The sequence below is a fragment of the Micromonospora sp. DT201 genome, assembly GCF_049841575.1.
Classification (GTDB): Bacteria; Actinomycetota; Actinomycetes; order Mycobacteriales; family Micromonosporaceae; genus Micromonospora.
On the sequence record NZ_JBNCKP010000007.1, the window covers coordinates 225,780 to 241,069 of the forward strand.

Sequence of the window (15,290 nt, forward strand, 5' to 3'; positions counted from 1 at the left end):
CTCGCTCCCCGAGCTTGTTCCAGGGTGGTAATCCGATCGCTATCGTTCCGCTATCGCGGTCGGCTCGTCCCCCCGCGGACGCCCTCGCGAACGCGTCACCTTTCGGTGAAACCGGGCAGCCAGGTGGCGAGTGCCCCGGCATAGTCCGCCTGGGCGTTGAGCCGACAGAACAGGTGTACGGTCCCCACGACCATGCGCAGCAACGGCAGGTGCCCCGGCGGGAGGCGTAAACCGCGGGCAACGGCCAGGCCGCCACCGAGAGCCAGTGCCCCGACCTGCCGGCGCAGCCAGTGTCGGTCGAATCGGAAACCGGGCGCGAGCACCGGCGACACCGCGGATTCGGCGAGGGACAGCAGTCGGCGCGGGGCGATCCGGCCGCGCGCACCCACCGCGCCCAGCACACGCAGAGTCTCGTCCAGCTGCTCCGCGTCGCGGTCAAGCATCGCTCGCAGCAGGTGTCCGAATTCTCGGGGGAGCCCATCGGGGTACGGTGCGACAGCGCCGAAGTCGAGCACCGCGAGCCTGCCGTCCGGGAGCATTCGGAAGTTGTCGCTGGCGGGATCCGCGTGGATGAGGCCGGTCCGGGCCGGTGCGCCGAGCTGGAAGGTCGTCACCAGGCCCGCGACCTCGTCGCGCTGCTGACGGGTGCCGACCGCGATGATGTCCGTTACCGGCTCGCCCTCCACCCAGTCCGTCACGAGCAGTCGTCGGCTGGCGAGTCGGACCTCGGGGACCATGATTTCCCGGTCCCCGCGGTAGGCCGCAGTGAAGGCACCCTGGTGTGCCGCCTCGCCGGTATAGTCCAGTTCGGTCAGCGCGTGCCGGTGGTACTCCTCCCACACCGACTCGATCGGGTGACCGGGAAGCGCCAGGCGGAGTGTGCGGAGGCTGAGCCGTACCCGCTCGAGCTCGTCGCGTAACACCGCGTGGGCGTCCGGGCGCTGCACCTTGACCGCCACCGCACGGCCGTCTGACCAGACCGCTCGGTGCACCTGCCCCACAGCGCCGATGGCCACTGGGCGCTCGTCGAGTTGTCCGACCTGAGGCGCTTCGTCCATCACAATTCGCCACAGGACGGTCGGCGGCATCGCACAGCCATGCGAGTCATCCCGGAACAATATACGGCGAAACTTCACGTATATGAGGAGAACCGTCCGTCGCTCGATTGTCCAGCGTGGATCCGAGCATTCGATCCAACCTTTTCGACCCGGTGGTGCCGGTCCGCCGTTGATTATGCCCGCCATGGGCACCCGGTACCCAACCCGAGTGGGTAAGATCGCGTAGTCGTCCATCCGCAGCCTTAGACGGCGCCGACGGCGGGGGAATATGGATGTGCGATTCGGGGTCTTGGGTCCGCTCGAGATCCGCGACGGCGGCGAGCTGATCTTCGTCCGGGCTTCGAAGCAGCGTGCGCTCATCGCTCTGTTGGCCCTGCGGGCCGGGGGTGCGGTGTCGCTGGCCGAGTTGTACGCGGCGCTCTGGGATGAGGACCTTCCCGTCGATCCGAAGGCCGCGGTGCATTACGTTCGGCGTCTACGGCGGCTCCTCAGTGAGGAGGTTATCGCGACGACGGCCAACGGTTACCGGTTTGCGGTCGACCGCGAGCATGTCGATCTCCACCAGATCCGGGCGCTGGTCGCCGAGGCGCAGACGTGCTGCCAGGCGATCGCCGTGTGCGAGCGACACGGTCAGGGAACGGGTCGCGCTGCCGCGCAGGCCTTGCTGGGCCAGATCACCGCCGAACAGGCAGCCCTCACCGATCCAGGGCATCGGTGAGAGGAGGGCAGAGGTCGCACACGCCGACGTCGGCCAACCGAGGTAGCAGGACGGTACGCCCGGGAGGCGCGGAGACGGGACAGAAAGCGCCTGCTGACGGTGATGCCGACGGTCGCGACCGTCGGCATCACCGGCTGGGTTAGCGCCGTAGGGGTGTTTCGAGCAGGCACCGCTTTCCAGTCTGTCCATTCGGGTATACGGGGGATCGCCATTGTCGGGCGTGGGTGTTTTCGGCGGGATTGGCGCCACGGCGGCACCGAATGAGCCAGCGGCCGTGCGCGCCGTGCGTCCTATGTCGAAGTCATCGGAGTGCCGGCCCGGGCAGTTCCATGATGGTTACTCGCAGGTCCGGCGGTGGTCAGCCGCAGCCGTGCACCCAGTTCCAACCGATGAAGCTGTGTCGCAGGTTCACGCTCTGCTGACAGGTGGCCGTGCCATTGCCGTTGAGGACGACCTCGGAGTCGTGGACGTTGTAGTACCACTCACCGGTGGTGTCGAAAATCCCCTGGTAGGAGAACTCGGCGTGGTGGTCGTACTCGGCAGACGGGCAGGAGGCGGCGCACCCGCCGGTGCTCGTCGCCGTGCGCACCGACCAGCCGGCGTTCCACGGCTCGCGGTTGGCATGCGTCGAGAAGGTGGTGGACGACGAGGTCACCTGTCCGCCGGCCGTGGTCCTGGTGCTGTCGGTGTAGAGCGCCGACATGACGATGCCGCAGCAGTCGTACATCTCGGAGTAGGTGTGGTAGGGCGCTGCGGCGAGCCGCGTCCGGCCGGTCGGCGCGGTGGAGACCTGGACCGGACCGGTGACGACCTGGCAGTCGTCGCCGATGGAGATCGACTGACGGATCACCTTGCCGGGTTCCGGCATCGTCAGGCTGCCGGTCAGCTGGATCGCACCGCACGACTGCGTCGCCTCGGTTGGCGCCGCGGACGCTGCACTTGGGACCAGGATGACTGCGGCCGCAGCCGTCAGCAGCGCGGTGATGATTCGTCGCATGTGTTCTCCGTTCTGGTGTGGTGAGGGCACCACCAGCGGTACGAGACGTTCGTCCGGGAGGAGCTCGGCATCGACGTCGGCGCCGAGGTGCGCGGCCGTAAAACCGTTGGGGCATAACGAGTTCCGGCTCATGCGCGACTATCGGCACGAGCCGGGTGAGCTGTCGCTGACGATACCGGTTACCGCCGTCGGTGGCTGCCCGTGGGAGTCCCGCCATCGGCGGCACGCCCGCGCGGGGACGGCTGTTGCACCGAATTCCCATGCGCGCCGGTCAACGAAGTGCTGGGGACGGGGGTATCGAGAGCGGTGTGCGTCCGTGCGGGTGCTACCGCCGCTCGTCAGCGACGGCCGGTGCGGGCCTCGGGTGACGTGCCGCCGCAGGTGGACGGATCGACGCTGATCAGGGCTTGGTGGATGGGACTTCGCTGCCGGCGGGCTGACCGTGCGGGCCACCGTGGGCATGGGGGATCGCTCGGCGGCCACGTCCCGGGATCGGCCGGGGCGGTGGTGGCGCCGTCGAGGCGCGGACGACGACCTCGACCGGTTGGTCGGCCGCCGGTTGCCGTCGCCGGCTAGTTCCCGGCCCGCCGCGTAGCCGGACGCGGCCGACCAGTCGCCCTCGACGACCGGCGGCTCGTCCGCGCCGTGGGCTCGCAGCGCCTCGCGCCAGCCGGCGAGACGGTCCCGTGCCGAATACCACCGCTGCGGGCCGGCCAGGTGATGGACGGTCGCGTGCCCCAGCACCAGCAGGTGCTCGGTCGCGGCCCGCGCGAGCCGACCCTGGCGGTCACCACCTGCGGCGCGGCGAAGGTGGGCGGCGCGCCGAGGACCAGGACCGGCACGTCGACGCTGATGAGGCCGACGCCCTCGTCGATCGGCTCGGAGATGATGACGCCGTCCACGCCCTGGTCCAGCAGCGACGCCAGGGCGCTCGCGATGCCGCCCGGGTCGCCCTCGATCGTGGCGACCACCCGCAGCGTGTAGCCCACCTCCCGGACCGCCCGCTCGATGCCCATGAGCCACGACGCCGGCCCGTACAATCGATTCGCTACTCGATCGGCGCCGCGTCGGTGAGCCGGCGACACGGGATGCCTGAGCGCGATGCCCTGGCGCTCCGGAAGGGTCGTACCCATCGGCGGCCACTCGAAGCTTGCGAGGCGTCAGGAGCAGGAAGTAACCGTCTTGAAACCTTGACTTCACGCGCGATACGCCCATTAATGCATACGTATGCATCTAGGCCGCAGCCACCCTTCCCGGGTGGCGGCGACGCCGGCAGGTTTGTCGAATCGATTCGAGTATCGGCCTTGAGGCTGTGCCCTGAACCGGTGTTGCGGAGCTGTCGGGTGAGTCACAGGAGGGTTACCGTGCATCGTACGAACGTCCACTGGGGTGGCCGATTGTCGGCGTTGGCCAGAGGGCTGGCCGCGACCGTGGCGCTAGCCCTGCCCCTGACGCTGGGTGGTCTGACCCTGGCGACCCCCGGATCGGCCCTGGCCGCGCCGGTCGAGACGCAGAGCGTCGCGGCCGCCGGACTTGACGGTGTGGCGGCCGGCAACGCCGCGATCACCTCGGTCGACCTGGCCGGGACGTGGAACTTCACGCCCTCGGGTCGGGGAACGACCTCGATCGCGGTGCCCGGTGGCGGCTGGTACAAGCAGGGCTTCACCGACGTGAATGAGGCGGTCTACTCGCGCAGCATCACCGTGCCGGACTCGGGGCAGCCGCAGTCGACCTGGATCGAGTTCGGCGCCGTCAACCACCAGGCGACACTGTCGGTCGACGGCCGCGTGGTCGCCACCCAGACGACGGCGTTCACCCCGTCGAACTTCGACATCAGCGCATACGCGGCGCCCGGCACCACCCACACGATCACGGTGAACGTGAAGGGCCGCGGCGCGTTGAAGGCGTCCAACGGCCGGTACCTGGTGCCCGACGCCGCCACGTGGTCCGAGGCGATCCCGCAGGGGATCTTCGGGTCCGCGTTCCTGCGGGTGTACCCGGCGGTGTACGTCAGCGACACATTCGTGCGTACGTCGGTGGCGAACAAGACGCTGACCTACGACGTGACGGTGCGGAACACGTCGGGCAGTTCCCGGTCGGTGACGTTGACCGGGTCGCTGTCGTCCAAGAACGGAGCGGCTTTCAGCTACCCGGCACTGCCCAGCCGTACGGTCACCGTGGCGGCCCGCTCGACCGTGACCGTGACCGTCGGGCCGGTCGCGTGGAACCTCGGCAGCACCTCGTACTGGTGGCCCAACGTGCCGTACCGGTCGGGGTACCGGGCGCAGCTGCACGGGCTGACGGTGCATGCCGTCACCGACGACGGCCGCACGAGCGACGCCGAGTACCGGTTCGGGTTCCGGGAGGCCACCCAGAACGGTGACTACTACTACCTCAACGGCGTGCGCGTGAACTTCCGCGGCGACAACCTCCAGGGTGCCGACTATGACCGGATCAACAACGGCGGCAAGGGCGACGCGTACCACACCCTGCCCGGCTTCCTGCCCCCGTCCTCCGGCAACGGCGGCTGGCCGCAGGCGGTGGACAACTACCAGCGGCTGAACTACAACGTGGTGCGGATCCACCAGGAGCCCGGGAGCCCGTACATGTTGGATGTCGCCGACGAGATGGGCCTGATGATCATCGACGAGGTCGCGATTCGCGGCTCCCAATCCTCGCAGGAGTGGCAGAACTCCGTCGGGCGCGACAACATGATCAACCACGCCCGTGCGCTGGTCCTGCGCGACCGCAACCACCCCGCGATCGTCCGCTGGAGTCAGAACAACGAGCCGAACCAGAGCGGCCAGGATTCCGAACAGTTCGAGAAGGACCTGTACGCGGCGATGAACGGCGCCGACGGCACCCGGCCGATCATTGTCGAGGTGGGCGTCGGCAACAATGTCAGCCTGTATCCCGGGATGACGTACGCCAACTTCGCGGTGATCCCGCACTACGTCGACGGCTTCGGCAGGTACGGGGAGGGCCTGGTCAGCGTGAACGGGCGGCCCGACGGCGAGGGCGAGTTCATCTGGCCGGCATGCAACAACAAGCAGGGCTTCGAGTGGTTCGCCACCGCAACTGCTGCCAAGCGCGGCAAGGGCGCCACCGACCTGCGTCCGTACACGCTGCTGTCCGCCTGGGCCAGCGTCGTGCCGGGCGTGCGGTCCACCGACTTCACCCCGGAGGAGGGCGGCCACCCGATCTACGGCGTCGACAACCTGCCCGACCCGTGGAGCAACCCGCAGATCCAGCGCGTGCAGGCGGCGTTCAACCCGGTGGCCGCGATCGATCTCCCGTACTGGTCCGCCTCCGGCAATTCCGACTCCAACGGCAGCTTCCCGCTGGCGCAGGCGGTACCCAGCTACGCCCGTAACTCCACGGTGACCCGCAACATCACCGTGTTCAACGACGACTTCACCAACACCTCGGTGGGCTTCGCCTGGACTGCCCGGCTCGACAGCCCGACTGGCGCGGTCGTCGCGTCCGGCAGCAGCACCCTGACCGTCCCGCTCGGCTCGCGGGTGACCCAGCCGGTGTCCTTCACCGCCCCCGCCACCGGCAGCCGCGTGTACCTGCAGCTGTCGACCGCCAAGTCCGGCAGCACCGTCTTCACCGACTCGGTCGAATACCTGAACCTCGGTGGAAGCGGCGGAACCGGGCCCACTCCCGGCACCTACCGCATCGTCAACCGCAACAGCGGCAAGCCTCTCGCCATCGCCGGCAACTCCACCGCCGATGGTGCCAAGGCGGTCCAGCAGAGCGGCACCCCCACCTGGACCATCAGCACCACCCAGGACGCCTACACCCTGCGCTACACCGCCTCCGGAAAGATGCTCGACGTCAACGCCGGCAGCACCACGACGGGCCTGCAACTACAGCAGTGGTCGGCAAACGGCGGCACCAACCAGATGTGGTACCTGCGGCCCACCGGTAACGGCTACTACACCATCGTCGCCCGCAGCAGCGGACTGGCAGCCGACGTCTCCGGTGCCTCGACCAGCGACGGGGCGCAGGTCGTGCAGTGGACCGCCAACGGCGGGACCAACCAGCAGTGGCAGTTCGTACCCGCCTGACCAGTAGCAGAGGTGAGTGTCAAGTTCGGCCGCCGGTAACGGGCTGCCGATTGTCGCGCCGACTCGGGGGCACGGTTTGTGCGCCCGAGTCGGCCGCGATCCAATCACGGTGGGACACGAGCTACCGCGATCCGGAGAGACGCGGATCCGGTCCGCTCGCTACCCGTACGTGAGCCAGGCCCGGGGCGTCGCGGCTGAGTGCACGAACGGTCGTCCGTTCTGCAAGGTCGAGGGCGGCGGGTGGGTCGTCTAGGTCGACCGTCAACAGCTCCACCGCGGAGAGATCCAGCAGACCGGAGCGGACCTGGTTCCACACTGTGGTCACCGTTTGGTCGTCGCTCATCCAGGAGCCGCGCAGAGTGAGTCGGGGGTGCATCAGGTCGCCGTACGGAATCGTGAGGTTCTGTCGTACGCCGCCGATGAGCACAAGGGTGCCGTGCCTCCGCAAGCTGTCGTAGGCGGCCATGGTCGCGTCTGCCGTGGAGGTGGTGCCGAGGGTGTCCAGGGCCACTGCGGGCCCGACACCCGGGCCTGCGCACGTTCGCCGACTGGCTGCGGACGATTGGTTGGCGCCCGCCGATGCCCGCCGCGGGATGAGCCGGCCGGGCCGCGGGTCGGGCTCTTTCGATGGACACGCACGTCTGCGTAAGTTGTATCGTACGTCATACGGCTTGGCCGACCATGGAGGGACGATGAGTCCGGACGACCGGGGCAGGGGTGTCGCCGATCCGGCCCGGAGCCTGGCCCTGCTGTGGGGCGCGCGCGGCCCGGACGCCCGCAGCAGGTCCAATCTCGGCGTGGAGAAGATCGTCCGGGAGGCCATCGACATGGTCGACACGGACGGGCTGGGCGAGCTGTCCATGCGCCGGCTCGCCCAGGCGCTCGGGGTGGGCGTGATGTCGCTCTACACGTACGTGCCCGGTAAGGCCGAGCTGATCGAGCTGATGATCGACACCGTGTACGGGGAGACCTTGGCCGCCGGGGAGTTGCCGGCCGGGTGGCGGGCGGCGCTGGAGCAGGTGGCACGGGCCAACTGGGCGCTCTACCGCCGGCACCCCTGGGTGCTGCGCATCCCGGTGGGCCGCCCATCGCTCGGTCCGCACGCCACAGCCAAATACGAGTACGAGCTGCGGGCCGTGGAGGGACTCGGTCTCACCGAGGTCGAGATGGACTCGGTCGTGCGCCTGGTCACCGACTACGCCGAGGGGGCCGCCCGGCGGGCCGTCGAGGCATCCGTGTTGGAGCGGGAGAGCGGGCTAACGGACGAGCAGTGGTGGCGGGTCTGCGGTCCGCTGCTCGGTGCGTTCGTGGATGGTGCGCGCTACCCCGTCGCCACTCGCGTCGGCTCCGCCGCCGGGGCCGCTCACGGTGGTTCCTACTCGCCGGAGCACGCCTTCGAGTTCGGGCTGGAGCGGATGCTCGACGGCATCGAGGTCTTCGTCGCGAGCCGGACGACGCAGGCCCAGGTCTTTCCCGGCTGACCGGATCCCGCCGGGCGTTCTCCCTCTTCGGTGTCGTCGCCGCGCCGACGACGCGCACCGCTGCCGTATGCGCTACCGTATGGTGTACGTTAAATGTCTTCGACAGGTGTTGTGGTGCTCAGGGAGGAGCGACGTGACAGCGGGTAATTACGCGATTGTCGCGGAGGGACTGCGCAAGCGGTACGGGGACAAGTACGCCCTGGACGGCTTCGATCTACAGGTCCGGCCGGGCTCGGTGTGCGGCCTGCTCGGCCCCAACGGGGCCGGAAAGACCACCTCCGTGCGGATCCTGTCCACGCTGCTGGGCTTTGACGAGGGCCGGGCCGAGGTCGCCGGCTTCGACGTGGCGCGCCAGGCCGACCAGGTCCGTTACCGCATTGGCCTGGTCGGACAGAACGCCGCGGTGGACGAGGTTCTCAGCGGCTATCAGAACCTCGTCATCTTCGGTCGGCTGTTCCACCTCGGTACGAAACATGCTCGGCAGCGCGCCGACGAACTGCTGGAGCGGTTCGGGCTCGCCGAGGCCGGCGACAAGCCGGTCAAGGCATACTCGGGCGGCATGCGGCGCCGGCTCGACCTGGCCGCGGGGATGATCCTCACGCCGTCGGTGCTCTTCCTCGACGAGCCGACCACCGGGCTCGACCCGCGTGGCCGCAACGAGGTGTGGGTGTCGGTCCGGGAGCTGGTCCGCTCGGGGACCACCGTTCTGCTGACCACTCAGTACCTGGACGAGGCCGACCAGCTCGCCGACCAGATCTCGGTGATCGACACCGGGAAGGTCATCGCCGAGGGCACGCCCGACGACCTGAAAGCCCGGCTCGGAGGCGACCGGATCGATCTGGTTGTGCACGACGCTGCCGACCTTGCGGCGGCCAGCGCGCAGCTTCGTCAGGTGGCCGGGGCCGAGCCCGAGGTCGACGCGGATCGGCGGTTCGTCAGCGCCCAGGTCGGGCACCGCGCCGCGGCGCTCACCGAGGTGCTGCGAGGGCTCGACGCCGCGGGCGTTGCCGTCGAGGACGTGGCGCTGCGTCGCCCGACCTTGGACGAGGTCTTCCTGCACTTGACCGGCCGTCGCCCGCAGACCGTCGAGGAAGCCGAGGCGGCTGGGAAGGCGAAGAAGGGCAAGGGAAAGAAGGGTAAGGGCGACGAGCAGAACGCCGGCCCGGCCCGCTCGGAGAACGTCGAGGAGGTTCCCGCGTGACCAGTGCGACCCTGCCCGGCACCGCGTCGCCGGACGTGGTGCACGGCCGCCCCTCACTGCTGGGCGACAGCATCACCCTGACCCAGCGCAGCCTGGCTCACTGGCGTCGTAATCCGGGGCCGCTGATCGCCTCCCTCGGGTTCAACATCGTGATGGTGTTGATGTTCGGGTACCTGTTCGGCGGCGCGTTGCAGGTGCCCGGGGGCGGCAGTTACCGCGAGTTCCTGATGCCGGGTATGTTCGCCATGACCATGGTGTTCGGCATCAGTCTCACCACGCTCGCCGTCTCCGCCGATTTGGACCGCGGCGTCACCGACCGACTCCGGTCGATGCCGGTCTCCCCCCTGGCCCCGTTGGTCGGGCGGGCGGTGGCCGACATGCTCTTCGCGGTGGTCACCCTCGCGGTGATGCTGCTGGCCGGCCTCGCCGTCGGCTGGCGCGCGCATGGCGGCGTCGGCGACACCCTCGCCGCGTTCGGGTTGATCCTGCTGTTGCGCTTCGCCCTGGTCTGGGTGGGCATCTTCCTCGGCCTGGTCATGAAAGGTCAGGAGGCGGTGGCCGGCGTGCAGACTCTCGAGTTCCCGCTCGGCTTCCTGTCGAACGCGTTCGTTTCTCCCGCCACCATGCCCGGCTGGCTGGGCGCGATCGCCGAGTGGAATCCCCTGTCGGCGACCGTCGGCGCGATCCGGGAGCTGTTCGGCAACCCTGGCTGGGGTGGCGACTCCTGGGCGGTCCAGCACTACCCGACGATGGCGGTGGTCTGGCCGATCGTGCTGGTGGTGATCTTCCTGCCGTTGTCGATGAGCAAGTACCGGTCCTTGAGCCGCTGACGAAACGCGCCAGCACCGCCTGGGACGATGAGGCGCAGCTGCTGCCCCCGGCCGACGAGAGTCGCCGGGGGCGGCCTCGTCTTGTCCGCGTTCCGGCCGTGACGCTGGCTTTGTCGGTGAGCCGCCGAAAGAAACCGTGGGCAGAAGAGGCGTACCCCCTGCCAGGCGCAGCCCGCGGTCGATCTCCGCATCCAGGCGGCGCTGACGCCGAACCGTCCCTCCGATCCGCGAGGGCTTCTCTAACGAGGTGCGGAAGCATCGCGGTCACCGACACCGCCGACGAGGCGAAACAGCCCGGCGGCGCGTAGGGAAGCGGTGTCGTCGGGTCGCGGCCCGCCCCGGTACGTCGCGAGGCCCCCGGCCGCAGGCCCCACGGAGGCCGTGCGCCCGTTCCGCATCGATGGGCGTCTCGGTTGGCGGCACGCCGATGGCCGACAGGTCGGCCAGCAGGGCACCGGACCGGCCGGCCGCGTCGTGGAATATACGGTACGTTGTACGCTAGTGTTGTCACGTCGTTCGCGGGCAGTCGTCGCCCGCCCGAACCACCCCTGGAGGCCACGTGCGACTCGGGCCGTTCGCGGTCGTCTTCGAGCCGGGAGACCCGCCCCGGACCGGCGCGGTCAGCTTCTACGACCCGACCGGCCAAGCGTTGCCGGCGGAATTCGACGATTTGGGGGAGCGCGGGGAGCTGGAGCTCGCCCTTCCCCGCGATGGCGTGGTGACGCTGTCGACGACTCAGGTCTGTGCCGTCCCGGTCGGCGATGCGGTCCGTCAGCTCCTCGCGCTGCGCGACGCCGACGACGTCACCCCCGCCGCCGCGTTCTGGTCGGCGGTGGCGGTTACCGGTCTGCACCTGGCCGCCCGTGGGCGACTGCTACCCGGGGTCTCCCCGGAGGGCTGGGACGCCTGGCGGGCGGGGCCCTTCGACATCGCCGACGTGCAGCGCATTCGAACCCTTGCCGCGGCGATGCCGCCCGAGGCCCGCGCCGTGCCGGTCGACATGGGAGCCGAGCAACTCGTGCTGCCCGAGCCGGAGGGCCTGGTCTACGCCTTCCTCGACGCGGTAGCCGACACCCTGCCGCGTATCCCCGCCGCCACCTGGCTGACCGGCGACGTCCGGTTCACCGGCCTGAAGCCCGAGCCGGCGGCCGACCTGCGCGACTGGGCGGGAGAGGTCTCCGCCGGCGTCGACACGGGTCTGCGGGTGGCGCTGCGCCTCGAGGGCCGGGGCGACTTCGACAGCACGCCGGTTTCCGGCGTGGTGCGGCTGCGCAGCCTCGCCGACCCCACGCTGGTGAGCGACGCGGCGGCGCTGTGGGAGGGCGACGAGCATGGGCTCGGCGATGGCGCCACGTTCGAGGCGATGCTCGCCGTCCGGCGTGCCGCCGCCGTGTGGCCGCCGCTGGAGCGGCTGCTCGACGATGCCGCGCCGGTCGAGCTGGAACTGCTCGACGAGGATCTGGCAGATCTGCTCGGCGGCGCCGATGCGCGGCTGACCGAGGCCGGCATCGACATCGAGTGGCCGCCGCAGATCTCCCGCGAACTGGACGCACAGGTGCTGGTCAGCTCGCCGCCGGAGCAGCCCACCGAGGTGGCCGGGTTCTTCCGCTCGGCGGCGCCGATGCCGCTGAGTTGGCAGCTCACTCTGGCCGGTGCCCCGCTGACCGACGCCGAGATGGACCTGCTCGCCAAGTCAAGGCCGATCGTCCGACTGCGCGACAGGTGGGTGGCTGTCGAGCCTGAGCTGGCGCGCAAGGCCCGGGAACGCCAGCTCAGGCCACTCAAGGCGTACGACGCTCTGGCGGCGGTGCTGATCGGCAGCACCGACGTCGAGGGTGAGCGGGTCGAGGTGGTGGCCGATGGCTGGCTGAGCCAACTGTGCGAGCGGGTCGCCGAGCCCGATGGTGGGCCCGAGGTGGTGGCGCCGCCGGCCGCGCTGCACGGCACACTGCGCGATTATCAGGTGCGCGGGCTGCGTTGGCTGGACCGGATGACCTCGCTCGGCTTCGGCGGCTGCCTTGCCGACGACATGGGCCTGGGCAAGACGGTCACCGTCATCTCGCTGCACCTGCGTCGCCAGGCCGAGCCGGCGACCGCGGGGGCGACCCTGGTGATCTGCCGGCGTCGGTGCTCGGCAACTGGGAGCGTGAGATCCGGCGGTTCGCCCCCGGTGAACCGGTCCGCCGGTTCCACGGCAGCGCCCGCTCCCTCGACGGCCTGACCGGCGGGTTCGTGCTGACCAGCTACGGCACCATGCGAGTCGACGCCGAGGCCCTCGCCGGACATTCCTGGGGGTTGGTGGTCGCCGACGAGGCGCAGTACGTCAAGAACCGGCTCAGCGGCACGGCGAAGGCGCTGCGCGACATTCCGGCCCGGGCCCGTGTGGCGCTCACCGGCACCCCGGTGGAGAACAACCTCTCCGAGCTGTGGGCGATTCTCGACTGGACGACCCCTGGGCTGCTCGACAAGGTCGGCACGTTCCGCTCGCGGTGGGCCCGGCCCATCGAGGTGGATCGGGACAGCCCGACGGTCGAGCGTCTGTCCCGGTTGGTCCGACCCTTCCTGATGCGCCGCCGCAAGTCCGACCCCGGCATCGCCCCCGAGCTGCCGCCGAAGACCATCACCGATCACCTCGTCTCGCTCAGCGACGAGCAGGCCACGCTCTACCATCGGGTGGTCACCGAGGTCATGGCCGAGATCCGGGCCAGCGGCACCGGCATCGCCCGTCGTGGTCTGGTGCTCAAGCTGCTGGTCGGCCTCAAACAGGTCTGCAACCACCCAGCGCACTACCTCAAGGAGCCGCAGGGCAAGCTCACCGGCCGGTCGGAGAAGCTCCAGCTCCTCGACGACCTGCTGGAGATCATCCTGGCCGAGGGCGGCGGTGCGCTCGTCTTCACCCAGTACGTCCAGATGGCCCGGCTGCTGGAACGCCATCTCGGCGAACGGGGCGTGCCGGCGCAGTTGCTGCACGGTGGCGTGCCGGTGCACCAGCGCGAGGAGATGGTGCGCCGGTTCCAGGCTGGCGAGGTGCCGGTGTTCCTGCTGTCGCTCAAGGCGGCGGGCACCGGCCTCAACCTGACCCGGGCGGATCACGTCATTCACTACGACCGCTGGTGGAACCCGGCGGTGGAGGAGCAGGCCACCGATCGTGCCTATCGGATCGGGCAGACCAAGCCGGTGCAGGTGCACCGGCTGATCGCACAGGGCACCCTGGAGGATCGGATCGCGGCTCTGCTGGAGTCCAAGCAGGGGCTGGCCGACGCGGTTCTCACCGGCGGTGAGACCGCCCTGACCGAACTGTCCGACGCCGAACTGCTCCGGCTCGTGCAGCTGCGCGGCGAGGGATGAGGGAAGGCAACGTGGACTTCGACGTCGATTTCGACGACTCCGACGACGAGTTGGAGCAGGACGACCCGGGGCTCTCCGGGGACGACCGGCGTGCGCGCAGCTTTCCGGCGTTCGGGCCGGGTAAACGGATCGGCAGGAAGTTCGCCGACACCTGGTGGGGCAACGCCTGGATCGAGGCGATGGAGCACACCGCGCTGGACCCGGAGCAGCTCAAGAAGGGCCGCCGATACGCTTTCGCCGGGCAGGTCGGGTCGATCACGGTCTCCCCGGGCCGGCTCTCCGCGCCGGTCCACGACGGCGACCAGTACACCCCGCACGACACCGTGGTGCGCATCGGCACGCTCAGCGAGGCGGAGTGGGACCGGCTGCTCGACAAGGTCGCCGCGAAGGCAGGGCACATCGCGGCCCTGCTCGACCGGGACATGCCGCGCGACCTGGTCAACACCGCCGACGACGCCGGTGTGCGCCTGTTGCCCGGCTACGGCGACCTCGAACCGCGGTGCGACTGCCCAGCCTGGGACCATCCGTGCCGACACGCCGCCGCGCTGTCGTACCAGGCGTCCTGGCTGCTCGACCGCGACCCGTTCGTGTTGCTTCTGCTGCGCGGGCGCGGCGAGGCCGAGCTGATCGAGGAGCTGCGCGAGCGCAACGCCCGCCGGTCCATCGCCACCGCGGACGACGGCGCCGCCGGCACGCTGGCCGCCGAGGCGTACGCCGCCCCGTCGGTCCCGTTGCCCGACCCGCCCGGTCCGGCGTCTGGCGCGCCGATGGCGCTGGCCCCGTTGCTCGCCGAGCACGAGGCTCCCGGCATCGACGCCGAGGCGCTCGGTGTGCTCGCCGCCGATGCGGCTGACCGAGCCCGGCACCTGCTCGCCGCGACCCCGGAGGAGATACTCGCGCCGGAGCCAGGCGCCTGGCCGGACGCCGTCCGGCTGGCTGCCCGGATGCCGCGCTCGCGGGCGGCGAAGCGGATCGGCGAGGCCAGCGGCCGGGCGGCCGAGCTGCCGCGCGCCATCAACGCATGGGAGTACGCGGGCGCTGCCGGGGTGGACGCCGTCGACGCGGTGTTCAATCCGCCGAAGGAGTTGGTCGCCCGGGCCACCGACGCGTTGCGCGAGGCGGTCGAGGGTGGCGGCGCCGCGCCCGAGGTGAAGAGCTGGCGTAACCGGTGGACCGTTGGCCGCGACGTCCAGGTGCGGTACGGCCGGGACGGCCGCTGGTACCCCTTTCGGAAACGGTCGGGGGACTGGTGGCCGGCGGGGCCGCCAAGCCCCGAACCGGCGGACGCCCTGCTCGATCTGTCCCGGGACTGACCCGTCCGTCGCCGCGGCCGGCCGGGTGTTTCCGGCCCGTCCGGCCGCTGGTACGGCGGGTCAGTCCCGGGCCTACCGCGTCGAGGTCTTCCGGGACCGGGGCCAGCGACCGCACGCTCACCTCCGCGTACTCCTGCCAGGCGCCGATGCGTGGCATGGACACCACGCGATCGTCGGCCCGCCAGTTATCGACCCCCGGTCCTACCTCGACGATCCTCCCGATGAGGTCGTAGCCGCCTGATCCGAGCCGAGCCGAGCCGGGTCGGCCGGC

At 70.2% G+C, this 15,290-nt stretch carries 11 protein-coding genes and 1 pseudogene; 8 read left to right on the forward strand and 4 right to left on the reverse strand.

Features of this window, described 5'->3' with window-relative positions; translation table 11 throughout:
* Positions 1-95 precede the first annotated feature (95 nt).
* Positions 96-1,058 carry an AarF/UbiB family protein gene (locus ACLQ28_RS15255; protein ID WP_425686922.1) on the reverse strand — a complete coding sequence of 321 codons (963 nt, stop codon included), beginning with the start codon at positions 1,056-1,058 and terminating at the stop codon, positions 96-98.
* A gap of 289 nt (positions 1,059-1,347) precedes the next feature.
* Between ACLQ28_RS15255 and ACLQ28_RS15260 the strand changes: the two genes are divergently transcribed.
* Entirely contained in the window at positions 1,348-1,776 is a 429-nt protein-coding gene (locus ACLQ28_RS15260) for an AfsR/SARP family transcriptional regulator (protein ID WP_425686923.1), read from the forward strand.
* A 358-nt stretch (positions 1,777-2,134) separates the two neighbouring features.
* Here ACLQ28_RS15260 and ACLQ28_RS15265 read toward each other — a convergent pair whose 3' ends face one another.
* Both ACLQ28_RS15265 and ACLQ28_RS15270 read right to left on the reverse strand, forming a co-directional pair.
* Entirely contained in the window at positions 2,135-2,773 is a 639-nt protein-coding gene (locus ACLQ28_RS15265) for a hypothetical protein (protein ID WP_425686924.1), read from the reverse strand.
* Positions 2,774-3,345: 572 nt separating this feature from the next.
* Positions 3,346-3,789: a hypothetical protein gene (locus tag ACLQ28_RS15270; protein ID WP_425686925.1), complete on the reverse strand. Its 444-nt coding sequence runs from the start codon at positions 3,787-3,789 to the stop codon at positions 3,346-3,348.
* 348 nt (positions 3,790-4,137) lie between these two features.
* On the opposite strand from ACLQ28_RS15270, the gene ACLQ28_RS15275 reads away from it, so the two are divergent.
* Positions 4,138-6,846, forward strand: a complete 2,709-nt coding sequence (locus ACLQ28_RS15275; RefSeq protein WP_425686926.1) for an RICIN domain-containing protein — start codon at positions 4,138-4,140, stop codon at positions 6,844-6,846.
* Positions 6,847-6,967: 121 nt separating this feature from the next.
* On the opposite strand, the gene ACLQ28_RS15280 is transcribed toward ACLQ28_RS15275, so the two are convergent.
* The gene (locus ACLQ28_RS15280; protein WP_425686927.1) at positions 6,968-7,357 is read right to left on the reverse strand and encodes a hypothetical protein; all 390 of its coding nucleotides are present in this window, start codon (positions 7,355-7,357) and stop codon (positions 6,968-6,970) included.
* 181 nt (positions 7,358-7,538) lie between these two features.
* On the opposite strand from ACLQ28_RS15280, the gene ACLQ28_RS15285 reads away from it, so the two are divergent.
* From ACLQ28_RS15285 to ACLQ28_RS15310, 6 genes and pseudogenes are all read left to right on the forward strand, one after another.
* A complete protein-coding gene (locus tag ACLQ28_RS15285; RefSeq protein WP_425686928.1) occupies positions 7,539-8,327 on the forward strand; it encodes a TetR/AcrR family transcriptional regulator in 789 nt (262 codons plus the stop codon).
* 133 nt (positions 8,328-8,460) lie between these two features.
* Positions 8,461-9,528: an ATP-binding cassette domain-containing protein gene (locus ACLQ28_RS15290; RefSeq protein WP_425686929.1), complete on the forward strand. Its 1,068-nt coding sequence runs from the start codon at positions 8,461-8,463 to the stop codon at positions 9,526-9,528.
* Positions 9,525-10,358 (forward strand): ABC transporter permease, encoded by an 834-nt coding sequence (locus ACLQ28_RS15295; RefSeq protein WP_425686930.1) that lies wholly within the window; start codon positions 9,525-9,527, stop codon positions 10,356-10,358. Before ACLQ28_RS15290 ends, ACLQ28_RS15295 begins: the two co-directional genes overlap by 4 nt.
* A gap of 1,363 nt (positions 10,359-11,721) precedes the next feature.
* A pseudogene (locus tag ACLQ28_RS15300) lies at positions 11,722-13,082 on the forward strand (DEAD/DEAH box helicase); the annotation flags it as partial.
* A 12-nt stretch (positions 13,083-13,094) separates the two neighbouring features.
* Positions 13,095-13,706, forward strand: a complete 612-nt coding sequence (locus ACLQ28_RS15305; protein ID WP_425686985.1) for a DEAD/DEAH box helicase — start codon at positions 13,095-13,097, stop codon at positions 13,704-13,706.
* 11 nt (positions 13,707-13,717) lie between these two features.
* Positions 13,718-15,019 carry an SWIM zinc finger family protein gene (locus ACLQ28_RS15310; protein ID WP_425686931.1) on the forward strand — a complete coding sequence of 434 codons (1,302 nt, stop codon included), beginning with the start codon at positions 13,718-13,720 and terminating at the stop codon, positions 15,017-15,019.
* The last annotated feature ends 271 nt before the right edge of the window (positions 15,020-15,290 follow it).